Here is a 21,566-nt window from a genome sequence, read left to right on the forward strand (position 1 = left end):
GTCGGTCCTGGATCGTGGGTTGTGGGATAGGGTGCGCGAATGCCGCTTGTTGCCGTTACCGACGACCTTATGACTGACACCAGCAATCGTTCTTCAATCCAGTTCGCGATGATGTACCGCCACCTCGGCCCAGCCGCGTTCGCGGCAGTGCCCTGCGAGGCGTTCGGCGAGGTAGACCGAGCGGTGGCGGCCGCCGGTGCAACCGAACGCAACGGTGACGTAGCTGCGGGTATCGGACTGCAAGCGCGGGAGCCAGCTGTCGAGGAATTGCGCGACCTGGGTGGCGTATTCGACGACGTCGGCTTGCGCATCCAGGAATTCGCGCACGCCGGCGTCGCGGCCGGAGAGCGGGCGCAGTTCCGGATTCCAGTGCGGATTCGGCAGCACGCGCGCGTCGAACACGAAATCGGCGTCGGCCGGAACGCCGCGGCGATATGCGAAGGACTCGAACAACAGCGAAGGCGAAGAGTCCTGGCCGAGGGCGAATTCGGTAATGACCTGGCGACGCAACTGGTGGACGTTGAGGTCGCTGGTGTCGAGGACCACGTCGGCGATCTGCTGCAGCGGTTTCAACGCCTGGCGTTCCAGTGCGATCGCATCGGCCAGCACGAGGCCGAGATGGCTGAGTGGATGGCGGCGGCGGGTGTCGGCATAACGGCGCAGCAGCACGGCATCGCTGGCGTCGAAGAACACCAGCTTGGGATCGAGTCCGAGGGCGCCGACTGCGGACAGCCATTCCGGCAGGTTGCCCAGGTCGCTGCGGCTGCGCACATCGATGCCGACCGCGAGTTTTTCAGGCGCACTGTCGCCGCTGGTGACGCTCTTGACGAAAGCCGGCAGCAGTTCGGCCGGTAGGTTGTCGGCGCAATAGAAACCGAGGTCCTCGAAGGTATTCAGCGCTACCGACTTGCCGGAGCCGGACATGCCGCTGACGATCACCAGGGTGGGTGCGGTGACGGTGTTCATGTGCTGCTGCCGGAGCGTTCGAGGAAATGGCTGTGCCGCGCCATGAACGCCATCGCCGGATCGACGCCCTTGGCCCGCAGGATGTGGGTGCGCGTGGCGGCCTCGGTCAGCACGGCGAGATTGCGGCCGGGCATGACGGGCAGGGTGATCATCGGCACGTCGAGGTCGAGCACGCGGCGCATGCCGGTATCGCCGGTAATGCGTTCGATGCCGGTGGGTTTTGGTTCCAGCGCGGGCTTGGTCAGGTGCACGATCAGGCGCAGGTACTTGTTCTTCTTCACCGCGGTGTCGCCGAACATCTGCCGGATGTTGAGCACGCCAAGGCCGCGGACCTCGAGCAGGTCCTGCAGCAGTTCCGGGCAGGTGCCGTCGAGGACGTCGGGCGCGATCTGAGTGAACTCCGGCGCATCGTCGGCGACCAGTCGGTGGCCGCGCGTCACCAGTTCCAGCGCCAGTTCGCTCTTGCCCGAACCGGACTCGCCGGTGATCAGCACGCCGATCGAGTAGATCTCCATGAACACGCCATGCAGGGTGATTCTCGGTGCGAGGGTGCGCGCGAGGTGGTACTGCAGGTGGTTGAAGAGCTCATGGCCACGTTTCGGCGAGACCCATAGTGGCGTTTCCGATTCGCCAGCGGCGATGCGCAGGTCTTCGGGGCAGCGTTGGTTCTTGCTGATCACCAGCGCCAATGGGCGGAACTGGACGATCTTTTCGATGGTTTCCCAGCGTTGCCGGGAATCGAGGCCGTCGAGCCAGGACAGTTCTTCACTGCCGAGGATCTGTACCTTGTTCGGATAGATGATGTTGAGGTAGCCGGCCAGCGAAGGGCGTCGGGCCACGGTGTCCACGGCTTCGAGTACGCGTTCCTCGCCGGCGCGGCCGGCGACCCAGCTGAGCTCCAGCCGTTCGCGTTGTTGTTCGAACAGCTCGCGGGCGGTGATGCGGGCGGTCATTGCGTACTGTTCTGCGTCAGGCCGTTCAACAATAGGTGCCGCAAGCCGGCGACATCCGGCGCGCTGCGCAACGCGGTGCGGAAGTCGGGGTCGGCAAAGCGCTCGGCCAACTCCGACAGCAGTTGCAGATGTTGCTGCGTGAAATGCTGGGGCACCGCCATCGCGAACACCAAGTCGACCGGTTCGCCGTCGCTGGCGCCGAACTCGACCGGCTGCTGCAGCCTCAGGAAGGCACCACGCGCCTCGTCGTAGGCGTTGGTACGGCCATGCGGGATGGCGATGCCGTGGCCGATCGCAGTGCTGCCGAGGCGCTCCCGGCTGCGCAGGCTTTCGCCGATGTCTGCGGTGGTGTCCGGCGCGGAATCGGCCAGCAGGCGCGCGGCGGCATCGAGGACGCCGTCGCGGTTTCCGGGTTCGACCAGCAGGACGATGCGGTCGGCAGCTAGCAATTGGCTGATGGGCATCGTCGGCTGGGTGTCTGGTCGACTGAGTGTTTGGTCACAGCCGGCTTGGTCAGCGCCGGCTTGGTCGGAGCCGGCTCAGCCGAAGTCGCCGCTGCGCGCGAGGTCGGCGCCGCGGTGGTGGTCGACGAGTTTTTCCTTGTGCTTCATCAGCAGGCGGTCGAGTTTGTCGGCGAGCAGGTCGATCGCGGCGTACATGTTCTCGCCGGTGGCGTCCGCGTGCAGGGTGCGCCCGGCGATCAGGACATTGGCCTCGGCGCGGTGATCGGGTTTGTCGATACTAAGTTGCGTGCGTACGTCGAAGGGTTGTTCGAAGTGTCGTTGCAGTCGCGCCAGTTTGCTTTCCACATAATCGCGCAGGGCGCCGGTGACTTCGATTTGCTGGCCGTGGGTTTCGATACGCATCGCTGGCCTCCTTCACTTCGTGGACAGACAGCATCCCGCTGTGCGGGGCGGGGCGCAAGCGCCAGTCGGCCGACAACGGCGTACGGCGGCCGGGGCGGTCACCTCGCTCCCCTGTGCGAACTAAATGCGCACCCGCTCCTGCGACGACGGAATGCTCATCGCTTCGCGGTATTTTGCCACGGTGCGGCGTGCGACCGGCACGCCTGTGGCCTTGAGGGTCTCCGCCAAGCGCGCGTCGGAAAGCGGTTTGCGTGGATTCTCGGCCTCGATCAGGTGCCGGATCATGGCCTGGATCGCGGTGCTGGAAGCTTCCCCGCCGCCGTCGGTATCGATGCCGGAGGCGAAGAACGCGCGCAGTGGGATGGTGCCCCGTGGGGTGCGCACGTACTTGCGCGCGATCGCGCGTGAAATCGTCGATTCGTGCAGGCCGACTTCGCCGGCGACCTCGCGCAGGGTCAGTGGGCGCAGCGCCTGGTCGCCGAACTCGAGGAAAGCCGACTGCTGCCGCAGCAGGCAACGCATCACCTTGAGCAGCGTGTCGCCGCGCGCTTCCAGGCTTTTCAGCAACCAGCGTGCTTCCTGCAGACGGCCACGCAGGTAGGAAGCGTCGGCCTCGCTGGCGGAGCGGATCATGCGCTCGTATCCGCGGTGGATCGCAATCCGCGGCCGCGAGCCGAACGCCAGCGCCACCCGCCACTGGCCATGCTGGCGCCAGACTACGCAGTCTGGCGTGACGTAGGTGTCGGCAGTGAGGCCGCCGAGTTGGGCGCCTGGACGTGGATCGAGCGAGCGCAGCAGATGCACCGCGCATTCGACGTCCTGCACGGGCAATTTCATTTCTGCCGCAAGGCCGGCAATGCCGACCTTGGGCAATCGCTCCAGCGGGCCGTCGGCCAATTGCAGTGCCAACGCCTTGCCAGTGGTAGCGTCCGGCAACAGTACCAACTGCAGGTGCAGGCATTCGTTGAGCGTGCGTGCACCGACGCCGACCGGGTCGAAGCATTGCACCTGGTGCAGCACGGTGAGGATTTCGTCCTGCCCGATGTGCAACTCGGGCGGCAGCACCTCGGCGATCGCCTCGAGCGGTTCGCGCAGGTAGCCGTCGTCGTCGATGGCTTCGATCAGGGCCACGCCGATCAGCCGGTCGCGTGGCGTCAGCGGGCTCAGGTGCAGTTGCCACAGCAGGTGGTCCTGCAGGGTGTCGACTTCGGCGACCTGTTCGGCGAGCGGTTCGTCGTCGTCGGTGTCGCTGGGTCCGATGCGTTCGTACCAGGGCTCGGATGCATCCCAGACCGGGGGTTCGTCGTGTTCGGTTTCGCCGTGAGCGCGTTCGTGCGCGGCGGTTTCCTGCTCGGCAGGCGCTTCCAGCGGAGCCGGTTCGGCCCAGTCCAGCAGCGGATTGCTCTCGACCGCGGTCGCAATCTCCAGCTCGAGTTCAGCCGTCGACAGCTGCAGCAGGCGGATCGCCTGGCGCAACTGCGGCGTCATCACCAGATGCTGTCCGAGCGATGTCTGCAGGCGGGGCTTCATCACGATCTCAACGTGGCCGGAGTGGGCCGGCGGCCGCCACACCTACCTACAGACGGAATGCCTCGCCAAGGTAGACGCGCCGGACATCCGGGTTTGCCAGCAGCGCGTCCGGAGCCCCCTGCGCGAGCACGCTGCCTTCATTGAGGATATACGCGCGATCGCAAATGCCCAAGGTCTCACGGACGTTGTGATCGGTAATCAGTACGCCAATTCCACGATTCTTGAGGTGGCGCACGATTCGCTGGATCTCGCCGACCGAAATCGGATCGACGCCCGCGAAGGGTTCGTCGAGCAGCATCAGCCGTGGTTTCGCCGCCAGCGCGCGGGCGATCTCGACACGGCGACGCTCGCCGCCGGACAGGCTGGCGCCGCTCTGGTCGGCGACATGGCCGATCTGCAGCTCGTCCATCAGACTGTCGAGTTCGCGTTCGCGACCGGGCGTATTCAGGTCGGTGCGCAGTTCCAGCACCAGGCGCAGGTTGTCGGCGACGCTGAGTTTGCGGAACACCGAGGGTTCCTGCGGCAGGTAGCCGACGCCAAGCTTGGCGCGGGTGTACATGGGCTCGGCGGTGATGTCGCGGCCGTCGAGCACGATCTCGCCGGCGTCCGCCGGCACCAGGCCGACGATCATGTAGAAACAGGTGGTTTTGCCGGCACCGTTGGGACCGAGCAGCCCGACGACTTCGCCGGCATCGAGGTTGAGGCCGAAATCACGAACGACGGCGCGCGTACGGTAAGACTTGCGCAGCCCGTTGGCGACCAGCATCAGCGCTTGCCTTGCGGTTTGGCCGGCGCCGGGGCCTTCTTTTGCCCGCTCTTTGGCAGCAGCGTCATCTTGACGCGTCCGGCACCCTGGCCGCCGCCCTGCACCTGGCCGGTCTTCATGTTGTAGGTGATGCGTTCGCTGCTGATGCTGCTCTGCCCCGGCTGCTCGATGAACGCATTGCCGGTAAACACCACGGTGTCGGTGGTCAGGTCGTAGTCGACCTTGGCCGCGCGGGCATTGATGAGCGCGCCGTCGTCCATCTGCTGCTTCATCTGCGCCGGCGAACCGGTCAACAACACGCGCTGGATGTCGCCATCGCCGCGCCTGACGTCGGCATGACCCGCACGGATATCAAGCGTGCCCTGCACGATGTGGACGTTGCCGGAGAACGTGCAGGGGCCATTGGCGTTGGCCGAGCAATCGGTGCTCGTGGCTTCGACATCCAACGGCTGGTTGCGATCAGACGTGCGTGCCAGCGCGGCGCCAGCGATGAGCAGCGCAGCAGCGATCAGCAAGGAGTTAACCGCCAGACGGGACATAGCGACCTTTGACGTTGGACTTGAGCTGGATGCGCTTGCTGTCCAGCAGCGCATTCATGCCGTGGCCGCGCAGTATAGAGCCGGGCTGGGTGATGGTGACGTCCCCCGCCGATGTAGCGCGCTTGGTGTCGGGGAATACGTTCAGTTCCTGGGTGGCCAGTTTCACGGAATCGCCGCCGGCGGCATTGGTGGCCACCACGTCGCCACGCAGGCGCAATTCGTTGCCTTCGGCGCTGACCCAACCCGTCTTCGAGCGCACTTCCCACGTACCGCTCTTCGAGCCTGGTGCCGGTGGAATCGTGAATACCGGCGTCGCCAGCGACATGGTCTTGTCGCCCGGATGACGTTCGAGTTGCGGTGCGTGCAGGGTGAAGGCTTCCTGTCCTTGCTTGTCCAGCACCACCAGCTCGAAATCGTGCAGCAGGTAGTCCGAGCGTGCATCCGCGGTCGTGGCGGCATTGCGACTGGGGCGGTGCGTCCATACCGACCAGCCGGAGATCGCCGCGGCGACCAGCAGCACCAGCGTCAGGATGCCGCGCCAACTCACGCCTTGCCCTCGATGCGTTCGCCTTCGACGCGGGTGACTTCAGAAAGCAGTGCCTCGGCATGGCCTTGCGCGGCCAGCAACAGGTCGCAGAACTCGCGTGCCGCGCCGCGGCCTGCGCGCGCGCTGGTGCGCCAATGCACGCGTTCGCGCACCCATGGATGCGCATCCGGCGGTGCGACCGCGAAGCCGACCTGCAGCATCACCCGCAGGTCCGGCAGGTCGTCGCCCATGAAGGCGACTTCGTCGAGGCCGATGCCCAGGCGCGATGCAATGCCGACTACGCAGTCGAGCTTGTCCTTCACGCCGGTATGCGATTCGAGCCCCAGTTCGGCGGCGCGCTGCTCGGCGACCGCGCTGGCGCGTGCGGTGACGAACGCGACGGCGACACCCGACTTGCGCAGCAGCACCAGGCCTTGGCCGTCGTGCACATGGAAGGCTTTCAACTCGCGCCCGTCGCTGTCGAAGAACAAGCGTCCGTCGGTCAGCGTGCCGTCGACATCGAAGCACGCGAGCTTGACGCGCGCTGCGCGTTCGCGGATGTCGGCGGGGTAATCGTTGATATGCGAGTAGGTCATGGGTGCGCCGTTAAACCACGCGTGCGCGCAACAGGTCATGAATGTTGAGCGCGCCGACCACGCGCCCTTCGCCGTCGATCACCAGCAGGGCGTTGATCTTGTGCGTTTCCATCAACTGCGCGGCTTCGACCGCGAGCGCGTCGGAATCGATTGTTTTCGGCGTGCGGGTCATCACGGCGGAGATCGGCGTGTTGCGCATGTCGATCTGCGCATCATCGAGCGTGCGGCGCAGGTCGCCGTCCGTGTACAGGCCGAGCAGGCGGCCGTCGGCGTCGACCACTGCGCTCATGCCCAGGCGCTTGCGGCTCATTTCGACCAGGGTTTCGCTGAGCGTGGCGGTCTCACGCACCTTCGGCACTTCATCGCCGCTGTGCATCACGTCGCTGATATGCAGCAGCAGGCGGCGGCCAAGCGAACCGGCCGGATGCGAACGGGCGAAATCCTCGGCAGTGAAGCCGCGGGCTTCGAGCAGGGCGACCGCGAGCGCGTCGCCCATCGCCAGCGCCGCGGTGGTGCTGGTGGTCGGGGCAAGGTCGAGCGGGCAAGCCTCGGCGGGCACGCTGACATCAAGGTGGACGTCGGCTTCGCGCGCCAGGGTGGAACCAGGCCGGCCGGTCATCGCGATCAGGGCGTTGCCCTGGCGCTTGAGCACCGGCAGCAGCATCAGCAACTCGTCGCTCTCGCCGGAGTTGGACAGCGCCAGCACGACGTCAGCATCGGTGACCATGCCGAGGTCGCCGTGGCCGGCTTCGCCCGGATGCACATAGAAGCTGGGGGTGCCGGTCGAGGCCAGGGTCGCGGCGATCTTGCGCGCGATGTGGCCGGACTTGCCCATGCCGGTGCAGACCACGCGGCCGCGGCAGTCCAGCATCAGCCGGCAGGCGGCACTGAACATGCCGTCATGGAGCCCGCCGTCGATGCGTGCGGCGATCGCCTGCAGCCCCTGCGTCTCGATCTCGATGACGCGGCGGCCGCTGGCGGCGAAGTCGAATGGCTCGGAGATTGCGGGTCGTGACGCCATCGTGGGGGAGGTCATTCCGCTAAACTGACCCATTAAGTTTACGCGGTTGCCCGCACCAAGCCCTAATGAACGCAGAACTGATCCGCCAGCTCATCGAACAGGGCCTGCCCGGCGCCCGCGCCCAGGTACAGGGGGACGACGGCGTGCATTTCGAGGCGACCGTGGTCTGCGAGGCGTTCCGCGGCAAACTCCCGCTCGCCCGCCATCGCCTGGTCTACGCCACCCTCGGCGAACGCATGGGCGGCGAAATCCACGCCTTGGCGCTGAAAACGCTGACGCCAGAAGAAGCGAACGCCTGACATGCAGAAGATCCTCATCGAGGGCGGCGTGCCGCTCAACGGCGAAGTACAGATTTCCGGCGCCAAGAACGCCGTGCTGCCGATCCTGTGCGCGACGCTGCTCGCCGACGAACCGGTCGAGATCAGCAACGTTCCGCACCTGCACGACGTGGTCACCACCGCGAAGTTGCTGGCCGGGCTCGGTGCCGAGATCACCATCGACCAGGGCACGATCGGCAAGGGTAGCGAAAGCGGGATCGTGGTCGATCCGCGCAGCGTGCACAGCCATGTCGCGCCGTACGAGCTGGTCAAGACCATGCGCGCGTCGGTACTGGTGCTCGGCCCGCTGCTCGCGAAATATGGTGCGGCCGAAGTGTCGCTGCCCGGCGGCTGCGCGATCGGTTCGCGCCCGGTCGACCAGCACATCAAGGGCATGCAGGCGCTGGGCGCCGAAATCAGCGTCGACCATGGTTTCATCAAGGCACGTGCCGATCGGCTGAAAGGCGGGCGCGTGGTGTTCGACATGGTCAGCGTCGGTGCCACGGAGAACGTGTTGATGGCTGCCGCACTCGCCGAAGGCACCAGCGTGCTCGAGAACGCGGCGATGGAACCGGAGATCGTCGACCTGGCCGAATGCCTGAAAGTGATGGGCGCGCAGATCGAAGGCGCCGGCAGCAACCGCATTACCGTGCATGGCGTCGCGCGCCTGCACGGCGGCAAGCATTCGGTGGTGGCGGATCGCATCGAGACCGGCACATTCCTCGTCGCCGCGGCCATGACCGGCGGCCGCGTCACTGTGCGCGGCGCGCGTCCGGACACGCTTGACGCGGTGCTCGACAAGCTCAGGCAGGCAGGCGCGGAACTCGACATCGACGGCGATCGCATCACTCTCGATATGCGGGGCCGCAAGCCGCGCGCGGTCAACATCACTACCGCACCACACCCCGCGTTCCCGACCGACATGCAGGCGCAGTTCATGGCGATGAATTGCATCGCCGACGGCGTCGGCGTGATCAACGAGACCATTTTCGAAAACCGCTTCATGCACGTGCAGGAACTGCAGCGCCTGGGCGCCGACATCCGGGTCGAAGGCCACACCGCGATCGTGCGCGGCGTGCCGCAACTCAGCGGCGCACCAGTGATGGCAACCGACCTTCGCGCCTCCGCCTCGCTGATCCTCGCCGGCCTGGTCGCCGACGGCGAAACCACGATCGACCGCATCTACCACCTCGACCGTGGCTACGAAAACATCGAGGAGAAACTGTCGGGACTCGGCGCGCGGATCAAGCGCATCGGTTGAGCCGCGTTGACGCAAAAGCCCCGCACTGCGGGGCTTTTTTATTCCAGGTCACGACATTGTCGTCGAAGCGTCATCTGGCTGTCAGCGTAGCTACTCGATTGCCGACCCATGCTGCCGCCTTCCCCCGGCCAGCATGAGACCCGTCATGACCGAGAACGACCGCACCCCTGCGTTGCACGTGGACGAAGCCTTCGCTGATGAGCATTCGAACACTTCCGGCAACCCGCATTTTTCCGAAGTCTTCCAGGCTCGCCGCAACCTGTTGAAGGGCGGCGTCGGCATGGCCGTTGCCGTGGGCCTATTCGGCAAGGCTGGCTTTGCTGAAGCGATGCTGCCGGAATGGGCGCAAGGCAATCCGGCCGCGCCGACTGGCCCCTTGCTCGGCTTCAACGCGATTCCGGTGAGTCGCGCCGATGCGATCACCGTTCCGGCTGGGTATCGCGCCGACGTGATCCTGCCCTGGGGCCAGCCGATCCTCGGCAGCTATCCGGGCTACGCCGGCGACGGCAGCAATACCGCCGCCGAGCAGGCCCAGCAGATCGGCCAGAACCACGACGGCATGCACTACTTCCCGATGAGCCGCGGTCAGGCTGGTAGTGCGCACGGCGTGCTGGTGTTCAACCAGGAATACATCGATGCCAATACGTTGCATCCCAACGGCGCGACGACCGTCGGGGGTGTGCGTCCATCGGAGGAAGTCGCCAAGGAAATCAACGCGCACGGCGTCAGCGTGGTCGAGATCCGCAAGCAGGGCGGCACCTGGCAAGTCGTGCCTGGTCGTTACAACCGCCGCATCACTGGCGCCACTCCGATGGAGATCGGTGGACCGGTGCGTGGCCATGCGCTGGTACGCACCGCCTACAGTCCGAACGGCACCCGCACCCGCGGCACGCTCAACAACTGCGCCAACGGCCACACGCCGTGGGGTACCTACCTGACGTGCGAGGAAAACTGGGCGAACTACTTCGTCAATCGCGATGCCGTGCCGCCGCGCGAGCACAAGCGCTATGGCGTGAAGACGAGCAGCAATTACGCCTGGGAAACCGCCGAGCCGCGCTTCAACGCCAGCACCGTCGGCGCAGGCAGCGCGCAGGACTATCGCAACGAACCGAATACCTACGGCTGGGTCGTGGAGATCGATCCGTTCGATCCGAATTCCACGCCGGTCAAGCGCACCGCGCTCGGCCGCTTCGCACACGAAAACGTCGCCCATTCCAAACCGCGCGCCGGCCAGCCACTGGCGTTCTACATGGGCGACGACACCGCCAACGAATACATCTACAAGTTCGTCACCCGCGATGCGTACACGCCGGGCCGCAGCGACGGCAGCATGCTCGACCATGGCACGTTGTACGTCGCGCGCTTCAAGGCTGACGGTAGTGGCGAATGGCTGCCGCTGGTTTTCGATGACGCCGGCTTCCAGGCCGCGGCCTTCGCCAAGGGCGTGGCGTTCGAGAGCCAGGCCGACGTCCTGGTCAACACGCGTCTCGCGGCAGACGTGGTCGGTGCGACGAAGATGGATCGCCCGGAATGGGGTGCCGTCGATCCGCGCAGCGGCTGGATCTATTTCACCCTGACCAACAACAGCAGCCGTGCTGCCGGTGCGGTCGATGCCGCCAATCCACGCGGCCCGAATGCCTATGGGCATATCGTGCGCTTCGCCGAGTACGGTGGTCGCAACGATGCGATCCGTTTCGACTGGGATCTGTTCCTGCTCGCGGGTCCGACCACCGACAGCAACAAGCCCGACAACAGCGGCCCGCTCGATGCGGACAGCATCCATGCCAGTCCGGATGGCCTGCACTTCGACGAACGCGGCCTGCTGTGGATCCAGACCGACATGAGTGGCAACCAGCTCTACGCCGGTCCGTTCGGCAACAACGCGATGCTGGTGGCGAACCCGGGGACGAACGAGGTCAAGCGCTTCCTCACCGGACCGGTGGGCTGCGAGATCACCGGCGTCACCTCCACGCCGGATGGCCGCACGCTGTTCATCAACATCCAGCACCCAGGCGATGAACCATCGCGCGGCGCCAGCCATTGGCCAGACGGCGGCAGCGCGCGTCCGCGTGCGGCGACGGTGGTGATCACGCGCGAGGATGGCGGCATCGTCGGCACCTGACCGCTCGGGCGATGCAAATGAAAAGGCCCCGCGAGTGCAGGGCCTTTTCGTTACTGCGACAAATGGCAATCAGAACGCGTAACGCAGGCCGAGATTCAGGCTGTTGCTGTCGAACTGGTCGTCGCCGAACTGGCCGTGATAGCCGATGTAGCCCTGCAGCTTGGTGTTGAACTGCATGCCCAGGCCGAGATCGGCGCTGATCCAGTCGTCACTGGCCGTGTAGCCGGACATCACGAACTGGCCGTTCATGCTGGTGGAGCCGGCACGCACGCGGGTCGGATCGTCCTTGTCTTCCTGCGCATAAGCCACGCGCAGGTAGGGCTGCCACTGGCGCTCGCCGCTGCCGATGTTGCCAAACAACTGGTAGCCGGCCTGGGTCACGAGCGATTCGCGTTCGAAGTCGTCGAAACGCATGCTGGTGGAAGTGTTGCCGGTTTCGCGGAAGGCGTCGACGTCCACCGACTGCCACGTGGCGCTCACGAACGGGCCATGCTGCAGGCTGGTGCCGAACAGCCAGCCAAAGCCGAGTTCGGCCGCGGAATGCGAACCGCCGGCGTCGGCCTTCTCGATACGGGTCGTGGCGCGCAGGTCGATCGCGCGTTCGGTGTCGTACGAGGTGCTGCCGCCGGACAGGATCGCCTGCAGGTAACCGCCGCCACCGAAGTTCAGCGTGCCGAAGGCGGAGAACAACGCTTCGCGCGCATCGAAACCGCCACGCGAGTGGTCTGCATCCTGGGTGGCGAAGCTTGCGGCGACGCCCAGGGTCCAGGTGTCGTCGATGCGGTAGTCGACGCCGAGGCTCAGCGTGGCGAGCTTGCTGTCGAGGGCGGGGTTATTGGCCCCGGCTTCGAAGCTCTGGTCGGCGTAATTCAGGTTGGCGAAGCTGACCATGCTGCCGTCAGCACGCTCGCCGCTGCGCGCAGCCAGCAACTCGCGTCGCACGGCACTGGCGTGTGCGTCGTAGACCAGGATCGGCGTCTCGGCCAGCATCGCCATCTGCTGCGGCGCCGCCACCGTGCTCAGCACGACTTCGGCAAGCAGCGCATGCGCCGCGCCGGTGGGATGGATGCCGTCGGCGAAGAACCAGGTCTGGTTGGTGCCGGGCGCGTACGTCGCCGGCAGGCCGGAGCCAGTCGGGCCGCAGGCCACCGAATTCGCGGGTGTGCAGGCGGTGCCGGTGACATTGGTGAAGCCGAATGCGCCCGGATTGGCCAGGACTTCATTCACCAGCGCGAAGGTGTTGATCGGGATGATGCCGTCGCGAAGCGTGCCCAAACCGGCGTTAAGGGCGCCGTTGTAATTCAACACCGCCAGCGTGGCGGCACCGGCGGCCGTGGGGCCAGCTGCGGTCAGTGCCGGTGTGCGGCCGATATCGGGGAGGTTGAACACGACCAGATAGTTCACGCCAGCGGCTTGCAGGCGGGCAGCCTGCCCCACGACGGCAAGGCCCACGGTCTGGGCACCGGCTTCGATCTGCGCCTGCGTGGTCCACACGCCCCCGCCAAGCGCAGCATTGATGTCGTTAGCGCCACCCCACAACGTGTACAGCGCGTTCGCATCGGCGCGGCCACCGTTGGCGGTGAGGTAATCGGTGATCTGGTTCGGGATGCGCGTGGCCGGATTCGGATTGACGCAGGGACCAGCAGACTGGATGCAGGCGCCGCCCCAGGCGAAGTTGCTGCCGCCGGCAAGCGAATTGGTCTGGTTGAAGCCGAAATGGCTGGCGACGACCTGCGTAACAACCGGATCGGGGTTGGTTGTGAAACTGTTGCCGGGCGGCAAGCCACTGACCGCGGCGATGTTGCCGGCGTCGCTCAGGCTGTCGCCAAACGTGATCACGCCACTGAACGTCTGGGCCTGCGCGGTGGCGGCGCAGCCAAGCGCCAGCACGACGGCGCCGGCAAGATGCGAAATACGGGGCATATCAGAACTCTCCTCGATCATGGTTGGGTAGGACGTGCCAAGCCGAGAGCTGGGATCATTGCGCCCCGTTGGCGTTGTTCGCCATCGGGCCCCTCCGCATGACTGACCCACGAATCCACCGATGCTCCCCCACCGGCGTACGTACCAGTATGTGCCGGACGGGTGGCCGCTGGCTACTGGGGCTGGCGGCATGCGGCAGGCACAAAAAAGCCCCGCATGGCGGGGCTTTGCTGATCGCGAATGCTGTCGCCCTTATCGCAGCGACTTGATCCGCAGGTCCATCTCGTCCTTGCCATTCTTCCGCTGCAGGATGCGCGCCGGCACCGGGAGGCCGTCGACGACCCAGACGAGGGTCTGCTTCTCGCCGTCGGTGCGGGTGAACTTGCTGGCCTGCTGCGATTTGCCGTCGACGGTGATCGCTTCCTTGCCTGAAGGCTGGTAGCTCATCTGCTTGACCCGGCCATCGTCGACCATGCGGTAGTTCAGCGGTTTGCCGGCGGCGACATCGCGCGCGATGGTGAGATTGATCAGCATTGCGTCGAGGTCCCCGGGTTGCAGTGCCACCGGACCGGCACGATCGGGTTTGACATCGCCGCTCCAGCGCGCCTCGCCCTTGGACCAGTCGTAGGTCGCGTCTTTCTTGACCTTCTTGAACAGCACCAGCGAAGTGTCGTTGCCGGACAGTGGACGCCACTCCCCGTTGCGATCCTCGAACGTGGTGCTCTGGCTGAGCCTGGCCAGGCCGTTGTCGATGTTGAGGCTGTATTTCCAGCGGTTGGCGCCGGCCGGCGCCAACGTCATCACCGCGTTGGCCTGTGTGCCCATGTAGGTCGCGAGGTATTCGGCATTGAACGGCTTGATAGGAGCCGGCTTGGCCGCCAAAGCGCCGGCCATGGACGCCAGCAGCATCGCGCCGAGCAGCAAGGTACGGAAAGACTTGGTCATGGTGCTCAGGCTCCCTTGTATTCGATCAGGCGCAGGTCGGTCACGTCCTGGCCGTGTTCGCGCTGCAGGATGCGGATCGGCGTCGGCACGCCTTCGACCACCCACAAAATGGTTTCGTCGTCGCCACCGGCATGGATACGGTCGACGCGCATTGCGTTATAGCTGAGTTCGTCGACCGACTGCGGCTCGCGTTCGGCGGCGACCGCGTACCGGTGATCGCGCACGCGGCCATCGTCGACGAAGCGATAGTGCAGGCTGGCGCCAGGGCGCGCATCGCGCAACACAGCGAGATTGATCAACAGGCCGCTCATGTCGCCGGACTGCAGCGCCACCGCGCCGCGACGGGTTTTCTTGACGTCGCCCTGCCACTGCGCCTGCAACTTCTGCCAGTCGTACACGCCAGTGCTCTTGCGCTTGCCGAGGAACGCCTGGCGCACGGTGCTCTGGCTGAGTGGACGGTAGGCATCGCCTTCGACATCGAACAGTGTGCTCTGCTGCAGGTTGAGCCCTGCCAGCCCGAGCAAGCCGCGATTGGCGTCGATGCCAAGATCCACGCGCCAGCGCGTGCCACCGAGCTTTACTACCTGCATTGTGGCATCGCCGAAAGGCTTGCCTTCGCGATACACCGCATAGGTGGCAACGAACGGTTCAAGCGCGCGTGGCTCAGGCGCGAGAACCGGCACGGGCGTTGTCGGCGCGGGCACGGACTGCGCCTGGGCGGCGGCCGCCAGCATGCAGAAGGCGATCGGAAGGAATCGTTTCACTTGGTGCCCGGCACAAGGGTTCCGGCGGAATCTAAGCGCAGCGGCGTAAACAGGGGATGACCGTCGAGCAGTACGGTTGCGCCGTGTTCAGCGATGCGGCCGGCCACGGCCAGCTGCGCGACCGCGACCAACAACGGATGTTCGACTTGCAGCACGCGTGCCGAGAGCATGTCTGCGCTGTCGCCAGCGTGCACCGGCACTGTCGCCTGCGCGATCACCGTGCCGGCGTCCAGTTCCGGAATGACGAAATGCACGCTCGCGCCGTGTTCGCGATCGTCGGCTTCGAGCGCGCGCGCATGCGTGCGCAGGCCGCGGTACTTCGGCAGCAGCGAAGGATGGATGTTGAGCAGGCGTCCGCGGAACCGGGCGACGAAAGCTGCGCCGAGGATGCGCAGGTACCCGGCGCAGACCACCCAATCCGGCGCGCAGGCCGCGACCGCGTCGGCAAGTTCGGCATCGAAGGCCTCGCGCGAGGCATAAGACTTGGCATCGCGACTCCAGCCCAATCCCGGCGGAACGCGCTGTAGCGCGGCGGCGTCGAGGCGATCGGAGAACACGCCGACGATCTCCGCAGCGAGCGTACCCGCGGTGATCGCATCGACCAGCGCCTGCAGGTTGCTGCCGCGGCCGGAGACCAGGACCGCGATGCGGGGAAGAGGGGATTGCGGCATGGTGCGGACGGGTTCAGCCGATCCGCAGACGTTCACCGCCGCTTGCCGGCCCAGGCACGACCCGACCGATCTGCCAATGGACGAGGCCGAGGCGATCAAGGTCGGCTGCCACCGCGACCGCATCGTTCGGCGCCACCATCAGCACGAAGCCGATGCCGCAATTGAAGGTACGCCACATGTCTTCGCGCGGTACGGCGCCTTCGCGTTGTAGCCAGTCGAATACCGGTGGCAACGGCCAGGAAGAGGTCTCGATCTCGAGGCCGAGGTGTTTCGGCACCACGCGGATGATTTTTTCCACCAGCGCGCCACCGGTGACGTGCGCCATCGCATGGATGTCGTGTTTGCCGAGCAGTTCGAGCACGGGCTTGACGTAGATGCGCGTGGGTTCCATCAACGCATCGGCCAGCTTCACGCCGCCGACGTCCAGGTCCAATGGATTACCAGCGCGGGCGAGGATCTTGCGCACCAACGAGTAACCGTTCGAATGCGGACCGCTCGAGGCGATACCGATCAGCACGTCGCCGTCGCGGACCTTGCTGCCGTCGATCAGCGCCGATTTCTCCACCGCGCCGACGGTGAAGCCGGCGAGGTCGTATTCGCCCGGTGGATACATGTCGGGCATCTCGGCGGTCTCGCCGCCGATCAGCGCGCAACCGGCGATCTCGCAACCCTTGGCGATGCCGCTGACCACATCGACGGTAGTGTCGACATCGAGCTTGCCGGTGGCGAAGTAGTCGAGGAAGAACAGCGGTTCCGCGCCCTGCACGAGCACGTCGTTGACGCACATCGCCACCAGGTCGATGCCGATGGTGTCGTGGCGGTTCAACTGCTTGGCGAGGATCAGCTTGGTGCCGACGCCATCGGTGCCCGAGACCAGAACCGGTTCACGATACTTGCCGCTGATGTTGAACAGGCCGCCGAAACCGCCGATGCCGCCGATCGCTTCGGGCCGCAGCGTGCGCTGGACCAGGGGCTTGATGCGTTCGACGACTTCGTTGCCGGCGTCGATGTCGACGCCTGCATCGCGATAGGTCATCGGGGTAAGAGCCGTGGGCTTTGGGGTGGTCACGAGGGCCTGCGCGGTCGCGGGGAGGGCGCGATTTTAGCAGTCGGGGCGCCTTGCTCCTTCGCAAATGAATCGATTGCACAGCTGTGAATGGACGTGTCACCGTCACTGCGGCACCATTTCGGTCCATTCGCAGGACTCAGGGAAGGCGATGACTCGGTCAAATCGCGTGTGCATGGTCGCAATCCTGCTGCTGGCGAGCTTCGCCGCGGCGGCGCAGCGCGTCGAAGGCGACCGCGCCGGTGCGCAGGGCACCTATGAGGCCGAAGTCCCCGTCAACAACCAGGGCGAGGCCGAGCGCAACGGTGGTTTCGCCCGGGCGCTGGTCCAGGTGCTGGGCAAGCTGACCGGCGACCGCAACGCCGCGACCCGCCCGGGCGTCGGCCAGGAACTGCGCCGCGCCAAGGATTTCGTGAAGGGTTACGACTACCGCCAGGACGAAGGCCGCTCCGCCACCGGCGCGCCGACCTTCACCACGACCCTGATCGTGCGGTTCGACCCGGAAGAGGTCGACGCCATCGCCGCCACCCTCGGCCTGCCGATCTGGCCCGAACCACGACCCAAGCCGGTGCTGTGGCTGGCGATCGACGACGGCCGTGGCCCGCGGCTGGTCGCGCTGCCGCAGAACAACGCCGCCAAACCGATCACCACGCGCGCGATCGAGCGCGGCTACCGGCTCGGCCTGCCTTCGGGCAGCGCTGCAGAGCAGGCTGCGGTCGGCGCGATCTGGCGCGGCGATGCCGCCGCCATCGCCCGCCTGTCCTCGCGCTACAGCCCGCCGATGCAGCTGATCGGCAAGCTGTACCGCGCCAAGGAAGGTGGCTGGACCGCCGACTGGACCTTCGTCGACAACGGCAAGGTGCTCTCGACCTGGTCGCAGAACAACCCGGACGCGCGCCGCGCGATGGCTGCGGGCGCCGACGGTGCTGCCGATGCGTTGTCGAGGAAATACGCCAAGGCCAGTACTGCCGTCGGCCAGGCCGGCCGCTATGTCGTGCTGATCAACGGTGTCGACAGCAGCGACGACTACATGCGCTTGGCCGCGTACCTGCAAGGTCTGTCGGTGGTGCGTCGGGTGACGCCGGTGCGAGCCACGCCTGCAGCGCTGGAACTCGAACTCGAGTTGATCACTGGCATCCCGGGCTTAAGGCGCGCAGTCGCCGGCGGCGATGTCCTGGTCGCCGGCGGCGACGACATCCTGCCGCAGTTCCTCCTGCGCTGATGGCCGACATGCAGATGACAGGCACGTCCAGCACTGTCCTCGCACGGCGCTGGCAATGGCTGCTGATCGCGGTCATCGCCGGTTGGCTGTTGTGGTTGCTTGCGCCGATCCTGACGCCGTTCGTATTCGCGGCGATGCTGGGCTGGCTCGGCGATCCGCTGGTCGATCGGCTCGAACGCCGCCGCTGGTCGCGCCAGACTGCAGTGATCCTGGTGTTCAGTGCGATGGCGCTGCTATTGGTCGTGGCGTTGCTGCTGCTGGTGCCGTTGATCGAGCGCCAGATCGTCACCCTGGTCGAATCATTGCCGACCTACCGCGACTGGTTCATCGGTACGGTGCTGCCATGGGTGGAGCGCAAAACCGGCTTCGAACTGATTGCGTGGTTCGACCCGGATCATCTGATCCAGCTGATCCGCGAGCATTGGGAACGCGCCGGCGGCGTCGCCGCGACCATGCTTGGCTATCTCTCGCGCTCGGGCTTCGTACTGATCGCCTGGATCGCCAACATCGTGCTGTTGCCGGTGCTGACGTTCTATTTCCTGCGCGACTGGGACATGCTGGTCGAGCGCGTCGCCGCGCTGATACCACGTGACCATATCGGCACGGTGACCCGGCTTGCGAAGGATTCCGACCTCGTCCTCGGCGCCTTCCTGCGTGGACAGTTCCTGGTGATGCTGACACTGGGCGTGCTGTACGCGCTCGGCCTGTGGGGCGTTGGCCTGGACCTCGGCTTGCTGATCGGTTTCATTGCCGGCCTGGTGAGTTTCGTGCCCTATCTCGGCCCGGCCACGGGCGTGGTGCTCGGCGTGATCGCCGCGATGGTGCAGTTCGGCGACTGGCAGCACGTGGCGTTGGTGCTGGGCGTGTTCGGCATCGGCCAGGTGATCGAGAGTTACTGGCTGACGCCGCGACTGGTCGGCGATCGCATCGGACTGCATCCGGTCGCTGTGATCTTCGCGATCATGGCCGGTGGCCAGCTGTTCGGTTTCCTCGGCGTGCTGCTGGCGCTGCCGGTGGCGGCAGTCCTCAACGTGATGTTGCGCTTCGCGCACGAGCGTTACACCCAGAGTCGCCTGTACGCGGGCGACCGGCCGGCGATCCTGCTCGACGACTACGTCGAACCCAGCGTCAGCGGCGAGCCGCCGCAGGACATCGCCTTGCAGGGCATGCCGTTGCGGGGCATGCCGCCCGAGGGCAGCGACGAAGCGTGAGCTCCACGCCCCCGACCAACATGACGCCGCAGCTGCCGCTGGCGTTGCGCTATCCGCCTGACCAGCGACTGGAGACGTTCGTTGCCGGGCCGGAAGGCGCGCTCGCGCAGCTGCGCGCGCTGGCGCAATCGCCTGGCGCGGACTGGTTGTACCTGGCCGGGCCTGCGGGCGTCGGCAAGACCCACCTCGCGTTGGCCGTGTGCGCCGCCAGCGAAGCGGCAGGCCGGCGCGCCGCCTACCTGCCGCTGAAGACCGCGGCCGGCCGCTTGCGCGATGCCCTCGACGCCTTCGACGGCAGCGACGTGATCGCACTCGACGGCCTCGATGCGATCGCAGGCCGGCGCGACGACGAGATCGCCTTGTTCGATTTTCACAATCGCGCCCGGAGCGCCGGCAGCGCCCTGCTGTACACCGCGCAGATCGCACCGGATGCGCTGGCATTGTCGCTGCCTGATTTGCGCTCGCGCCTGTCCCAGTGCGCGCGTATCACCTTGTCCCCGCTGGACGACGACGGCCGTCGCCAGGTGTTGCAGGAACGCGCGCAGCGACGCGGATTGATCCTCGACGACGCGGCACTCGACTGGTTGTTGAAGCGTGTCGGTCGCGATCTGGCGGGCCTGACTGCGTTGCTCGATCAGCTCGATCGCGCTTCGCTGGCGGCACAGCGGCGGGTCACCGTGCCGTTCCTGAAGCAGACGCTCGATCTGTAACGTGCGCGGTGCGCACGTGCTGCACTACTTCGCGGCGCGGTCTTCTTCCGGGAAGATCGCGATGGCTTCCACTTCGAGCACAAGCTCCGGTGAATTGAGTCGACTGACCTCGACCCACGACGAGGTCGGGTAGTCGCCGGCGTAGTACTGCTTGCGCAGTTCCTTGTGCTTGTTGAACTCGACCAGGTCGGTGGTGAAGAGCGTCTCCTTGACCACGTTCTGGAACGTCAGGCCGTGGGCCGCCAGGGTCTTGTCGATGCGACCGTAAACCTGCTTGATCGCGGCAGGCATCTCGCCAGCGCCTACCGATCCCGAGATATACAGCGTATTGCCGACCCTGATCGCCCGGCTGAAGCCAAGGTCCGCTTCAATGACGGGTGCGAAATGAAAGGCCTGCTTGCGCACGTCGTTGTCCGCCGCATAGGCGAGACCAGAAGCCAGTGACATAAGAAGGGCCACGCACAGGGTTTTCATGGCTGTCTCCACTCGTTGAGTCAATGCAGGCCCGTTACCGTTGCTTCCAGACGTCTCGGATAAACACGGTTAAATCGGTGGCACGTGGCACTACGCCGGTCTGGTTCAGCATGTCGCCGACGAAGCCACGGTGATAGGTCGCGTGGTTGACCAGGTGCAGGATGATCTCGCCGCGCGTCATCATGCCTTCGCCGCCGTCGACGTAATGGAAATGCACGTCCTGCGCGATCTGCTGCTCGTCCAGCGATGCGGCGTAGTCGATGTACCACCGGTCCAGCGCGGTCACCGAGTCCCACAATTCCTGCAGGGGCGGATGCGTCGGCATGTTGCGCGAACTGTAGGGATGCGACCGGCCTTCCAAGTGGGCCTGGAAGATCCGGTCGATCACATGCACGTGGTTGAGCGTGTGCACCATGCTGCCGAAGTGCGTCTGGCGCGGCTTGGTCGCTTCGTCTTCCGGTAATGCCGCCACGGTGGCAAAGACTCGCTGATTGGCCCAGGCCTTGTAGTGGACGAGCATTTCGATGGGCAAAGTCATTTGTCTTCCGTGTGCTTGCGACAACGCGCTTCGGCGTGGCCGGTTACTTCTTCGGCTCGGGATCCCAGTTCACCGACCAGATGACGGAAACGATCTTCCAGCCATCATCGGTTTTGACCAGATGCCAGGCTTCCTTGCCATGGTTGGTTTCCTTCCCGTCGGCATTGAAGCTGTAGTCGAACAGGATCGACGCCACATCTCCGTCCGTATCGATTTTCGTGTTCCAGAACTTTTCTTCGAGCTTTTTGTTGCTGGACACGATGCCGTCGATGAACGATACGGGGTTGTTCTCGGGCTTGAAACGGACCTTGACGGCTTCCGGTTTCTTCTTGCGGAGCTGCTGCAGATTGGAGTCGCCGACAACGTTCTGCCAGGTGATGTTCTCGTGCAGGAACAGTTTGACGAAGCGCTCCTTGTCTTTGTCGATGATCGCGGTGCGGAATGCTTCGACGACGGCTTCGATTTGCTGGGTCGGGGTCTCCGCGGCTTTCGCTTCAGTCTGGGCGAAAGCGGGGAAAGACAGCAGGCAGGCAAGCGCGAGCAGCAATGACTTCACGAAAACTCCGGAGTGATTGGGGA

24 protein-coding genes are annotated in these 21,566 nt (G+C 65.6%); 6 read left to right on the plus strand and 18 right to left on the minus strand.

Annotated features, from left to right (window positions below):
• Positions 1–93: 93 nt before the first annotated feature.
• The 10 genes from rapZ to MO486_RS12435 form a co-directional block, all read right to left on the minus strand.
• Positions 94–966 carry an RNase adapter RapZ gene (gene rapZ, locus MO486_RS12390; protein WP_242908123.1) on the minus strand — a complete coding sequence of 291 codons (873 nt, stop codon included), beginning with the start codon at positions 964–966 and terminating at the stop codon, positions 94–96.
• Positions 963–1,919, minus strand: a complete 957-nt coding sequence (gene hprK, locus MO486_RS12395; protein ID WP_242908125.1) for an HPr(Ser) kinase/phosphatase — start codon at positions 1,917–1,919, stop codon at positions 963–965. Before hprK ends, rapZ begins: the two co-directional genes overlap by 4 nt.
• Entirely contained in the window at positions 1,916–2,383 is a 468-nt protein-coding gene (locus tag MO486_RS12400; RefSeq protein WP_242908127.1) for a PTS sugar transporter subunit IIA, read from the minus strand. The genes hprK and MO486_RS12400 overlap by 4 nt, the downstream gene beginning before the upstream one ends.
• A 75-nt stretch (positions 2,384–2,458) precedes the next feature.
• Positions 2,459–2,785, minus strand: coding sequence for a ribosome-associated translation inhibitor RaiA (raiA, locus tag MO486_RS12405; protein WP_242908129.1), 327 nt, complete (start codon positions 2,783–2,785; stop codon positions 2,459–2,461).
• Positions 2,786–2,905: 120 nt separating this feature from the next.
• The gene (locus MO486_RS12410) at positions 2,906–4,315 is read right to left on the minus strand and encodes an RNA polymerase factor sigma-54 (protein ID WP_242908131.1); all 1,410 of its coding nucleotides are present in this window, start codon (positions 4,313–4,315) and stop codon (positions 2,906–2,908) included.
• Positions 4,316–4,361: 46 nt separating this feature from the next.
• The gene (gene lptB, locus MO486_RS12415; protein ID WP_242908133.1) at positions 4,362–5,081 is read right to left on the minus strand and encodes an LPS export ABC transporter ATP-binding protein; all 720 of its coding nucleotides are present in this window, start codon (positions 5,079–5,081) and stop codon (positions 4,362–4,364) included.
• A complete protein-coding gene (gene lptA, locus MO486_RS12420; RefSeq protein WP_242908135.1) occupies positions 5,081–5,620 on the minus strand; it encodes a lipopolysaccharide transport periplasmic protein LptA in 540 nt (179 codons plus the stop codon). Before lptA ends, lptB begins: the two co-directional genes overlap by 1 nt.
• The gene (lptC, locus tag MO486_RS12425; RefSeq protein ID WP_242908138.1) at positions 5,601–6,167 is read right to left on the minus strand and encodes an LPS export ABC transporter periplasmic protein LptC; all 567 of its coding nucleotides are present in this window, start codon (positions 6,165–6,167) and stop codon (positions 5,601–5,603) included. The genes lptA and lptC overlap by 20 nt, the downstream gene beginning before the upstream one ends.
• The gene (locus MO486_RS12430; protein WP_242908140.1) at positions 6,164–6,742 is read right to left on the minus strand and encodes a phenylphosphate carboxylase subunit delta; all 579 of its coding nucleotides are present in this window, start codon (positions 6,740–6,742) and stop codon (positions 6,164–6,166) included. The genes lptC and MO486_RS12430 overlap by 4 nt, the downstream gene beginning before the upstream one ends.
• Before the next feature lie 10 nt (positions 6,743–6,752).
• Positions 6,753–7,763 (minus strand): KpsF/GutQ family sugar-phosphate isomerase, encoded by a 1,011-nt coding sequence (locus MO486_RS12435; RefSeq protein ID WP_242908344.1) that lies wholly within the window; start codon positions 7,761–7,763, stop codon positions 6,753–6,755.
• Between the two features lie 65 nt (positions 7,764–7,828).
• Between MO486_RS12435 and MO486_RS12440 the strand changes: the two genes are divergently transcribed.
• From MO486_RS12440 to MO486_RS12450, 3 genes are all read left to right on the plus strand, one after another.
• Entirely contained in the window at positions 7,829–8,062 is a 234-nt protein-coding gene (locus MO486_RS12440) for a BolA/IbaG family iron-sulfur metabolism protein (RefSeq protein WP_242908142.1), read from the plus strand.
• Position 8,063: 1 nt separating this feature from the next.
• Positions 8,064–9,341 carry a UDP-N-acetylglucosamine 1-carboxyvinyltransferase gene (gene murA / locus MO486_RS12445; protein ID WP_242908144.1) on the plus strand — a complete coding sequence of 426 codons (1,278 nt, stop codon included), beginning with the start codon at positions 8,064–8,066 and terminating at the stop codon, positions 9,339–9,341.
• Between the two features lie 145 nt (positions 9,342–9,486).
• Positions 9,487–11,463, plus strand: coding sequence for a PhoX family phosphatase (locus MO486_RS12450; protein ID WP_242908146.1), 1,977 nt, complete (start codon positions 9,487–9,489; stop codon positions 11,461–11,463).
• A 69-nt stretch (positions 11,464–11,532) separates the two neighbouring features.
• Here the strand turns inward: MO486_RS12450 and MO486_RS12455 are convergent, their stop codons facing one another.
• From MO486_RS12455 to purM, 5 genes are all read right to left on the minus strand, one after another.
• Positions 11,533–13,386 (minus strand): autotransporter domain-containing protein, encoded by a 1,854-nt coding sequence (locus MO486_RS12455; protein WP_242908147.1) that lies wholly within the window; start codon positions 13,384–13,386, stop codon positions 11,533–11,535.
• Between the two features lie 252 nt (positions 13,387–13,638).
• Positions 13,639–14,331: a DUF3108 domain-containing protein gene (locus tag MO486_RS12460; protein WP_242908149.1), complete on the minus strand. Its 693-nt coding sequence runs from the start codon at positions 14,329–14,331 to the stop codon at positions 13,639–13,641.
• Between the two features lie 5 nt (positions 14,332–14,336).
• A complete protein-coding gene (locus MO486_RS12465; protein ID WP_242908151.1) occupies positions 14,337–15,095 on the minus strand; it encodes a DUF3108 domain-containing protein in 759 nt (252 codons plus the stop codon).
• The gene (gene purN / locus MO486_RS12470; protein ID WP_242908152.1) at positions 15,092–15,766 is read right to left on the minus strand and encodes a phosphoribosylglycinamide formyltransferase; all 675 of its coding nucleotides are present in this window, start codon (positions 15,764–15,766) and stop codon (positions 15,092–15,094) included. The genes MO486_RS12465 and purN overlap by 4 nt, the downstream gene beginning before the upstream one ends.
• 13 nt (positions 15,767–15,779) lie before the next feature.
• Positions 15,780–16,835: a phosphoribosylformylglycinamidine cyclo-ligase gene (gene purM / locus MO486_RS12475; RefSeq protein ID WP_242908154.1), complete on the minus strand. Its 1,056-nt coding sequence runs from the start codon at positions 16,833–16,835 to the stop codon at positions 15,780–15,782.
• Between the two features lie 148 nt (positions 16,836–16,983).
• On the opposite strand from purM, the gene MO486_RS12480 reads away from it, so the two are divergent.
• Genes MO486_RS12480 through hda form a run of 3 tightly spaced genes read left to right on the plus strand, consistent with a single transcriptional unit; the run spans position 16,984 to position 19,975 of the window.
• Complete coding sequence (locus tag MO486_RS12480; protein ID WP_242908156.1) at positions 16,984–18,054, plus strand: DUF2066 domain-containing protein; 1,071 nt, start codon at positions 16,984–16,986, stop codon at positions 18,052–18,054.
• An 8-nt stretch (positions 18,055–18,062) separates the two neighbouring features.
• Positions 18,063–19,265: an AI-2E family transporter gene (locus MO486_RS12485; RefSeq protein ID WP_242908346.1), complete on the plus strand. Its 1,203-nt coding sequence runs from the start codon at positions 18,063–18,065 to the stop codon at positions 19,263–19,265.
• Between the two features lie 20 nt (positions 19,266–19,285).
• A complete protein-coding gene (hda, locus tag MO486_RS12490) occupies positions 19,286–19,975 on the plus strand; it encodes a DnaA regulatory inactivator Hda (RefSeq protein ID WP_242908359.1) in 690 nt (229 codons plus the stop codon).
• 24 nt (positions 19,976–19,999) lie between these two features.
• Here hda and MO486_RS12495 read toward each other — a convergent pair whose 3' ends face one another.
• From MO486_RS12495 to MO486_RS12505, 3 genes are read right to left on the minus strand one after another with little or no spacing between them, the layout of a single operon-like run.
• Positions 20,000–20,449: a Rid family hydrolase gene (locus MO486_RS12495; RefSeq protein ID WP_242908158.1), complete on the minus strand. Its 450-nt coding sequence runs from the start codon at positions 20,447–20,449 to the stop codon at positions 20,000–20,002.
• Between the two features lie 34 nt (positions 20,450–20,483).
• On the minus strand, positions 20,484–20,987 hold the full coding sequence (locus tag MO486_RS12500; protein WP_242908160.1) for a DinB family protein: 504 nt from the start codon (positions 20,985–20,987) through the stop codon (positions 20,484–20,486).
• A gap of 43 nt (positions 20,988–21,030) precedes the next feature.
• Positions 21,031–21,543: a nuclear transport factor 2 family protein gene (locus tag MO486_RS12505; protein WP_242908162.1), complete on the minus strand. Its 513-nt coding sequence runs from the start codon at positions 21,541–21,543 to the stop codon at positions 21,031–21,033.
• Positions 21,544–21,566 lie beyond the last annotated feature (23 nt).

The sequence above is a fragment of the Lysobacter sp. CFH 32150 genome (assembly GCF_022758295.1).
GTDB lineage: Bacteria > Pseudomonadota > Gammaproteobacteria > Xanthomonadales > Xanthomonadaceae > CFH-32150.

Excerpts from the sequence above, each read along its gene's own strand:
- rapZ (WP_242908123.1), bottom strand. The coding sequence starts at position 966 with ATGAACACCGTCACCGCACCCACCCTGGTGATCGTCAGCGGCATGTCC.
- hprK (WP_242908125.1), bottom strand. The coding sequence starts at position 1,919 with ATGACCGCCCGCATCACCGCCCGCGAGCTGTTCGAACAACAACGCGAA.
- MO486_RS12400 (WP_242908127.1), bottom strand. The coding sequence starts at position 2,383 with ATGCCCATCAGCCAATTGCTAGCTGCCGACCGCATCGTCCTGCTGGTC.
- raiA (WP_242908129.1), bottom strand. The coding sequence starts at position 2,785 with ATGCGTATCGAAACCCACGGCCAGCAAATCGAAGTCACCGGCGCCCTG.
- MO486_RS12410 (WP_242908131.1), bottom strand. The coding sequence starts at position 4,315 with ATGAAGCCCCGCCTGCAGACATCGCTCGGACAGCATCTGGTGATGACG.
- lptB (WP_242908133.1), bottom strand. The coding sequence starts at position 5,081 with ATGCTGGTCGCCAACGGGCTGCGCAAGTCTTACCGTACGCGCGCCGTC.
- lptA (WP_242908135.1), bottom strand. The coding sequence starts at position 5,620 with ATGTCCCGTCTGGCGGTTAACTCCTTGCTGATCGCTGCTGCGCTGCTC.
- MO486_RS12430 (WP_242908140.1), bottom strand. The coding sequence starts at position 6,742 with ATGACCTACTCGCATATCAACGATTACCCCGCCGACATCCGCGAACGC.
- MO486_RS12435 (WP_242908344.1), bottom strand. The coding sequence starts at position 7,763 with ATGGCGTCACGACCCGCAATCTCCGAGCCATTCGACTTCGCCGCCAGC.
- MO486_RS12440 (WP_242908142.1), top strand. The coding sequence starts at position 7,829 with ATGAACGCAGAACTGATCCGCCAGCTCATCGAACAGGGCCTGCCCGGC.
- murA (WP_242908144.1), top strand. The coding sequence starts at position 8,064 with ATGCAGAAGATCCTCATCGAGGGCGGCGTGCCGCTCAACGGCGAAGTA.
- MO486_RS12450 (WP_242908146.1), top strand. The coding sequence starts at position 9,487 with ATGACCGAGAACGACCGCACCCCTGCGTTGCACGTGGACGAAGCCTTC.
- MO486_RS12455 (WP_242908147.1), bottom strand. The coding sequence starts at position 13,386 with ATGCCCCGTATTTCGCATCTTGCCGGCGCCGTCGTGCTGGCGCTTGGC.
- MO486_RS12460 (WP_242908149.1), bottom strand. The coding sequence starts at position 14,331 with ATGACCAAGTCTTTCCGTACCTTGCTGCTCGGCGCGATGCTGCTGGCG.
- purN (WP_242908152.1), bottom strand. The coding sequence starts at position 15,766 with ATGCCGCAATCCCCTCTTCCCCGCATCGCGGTCCTGGTCTCCGGCCGC.
- MO486_RS12480 (WP_242908156.1), top strand. The coding sequence starts at position 16,984 with ATGACTCGGTCAAATCGCGTGTGCATGGTCGCAATCCTGCTGCTGGCG.
- MO486_RS12485 (WP_242908346.1), top strand. The coding sequence starts at position 18,063 with ATGCAGATGACAGGCACGTCCAGCACTGTCCTCGCACGGCGCTGGCAA.
- hda (WP_242908359.1), top strand. The coding sequence starts at position 19,286 with ATGACGCCGCAGCTGCCGCTGGCGTTGCGCTATCCGCCTGACCAGCGA.
- MO486_RS12495 (WP_242908158.1), bottom strand. The coding sequence starts at position 20,449 with ATGAAAACCCTGTGCGTGGCCCTTCTTATGTCACTGGCTTCTGGTCTC.
- MO486_RS12500 (WP_242908160.1), bottom strand. The coding sequence starts at position 20,987 with ATGACTTTGCCCATCGAAATGCTCGTCCACTACAAGGCCTGGGCCAAT.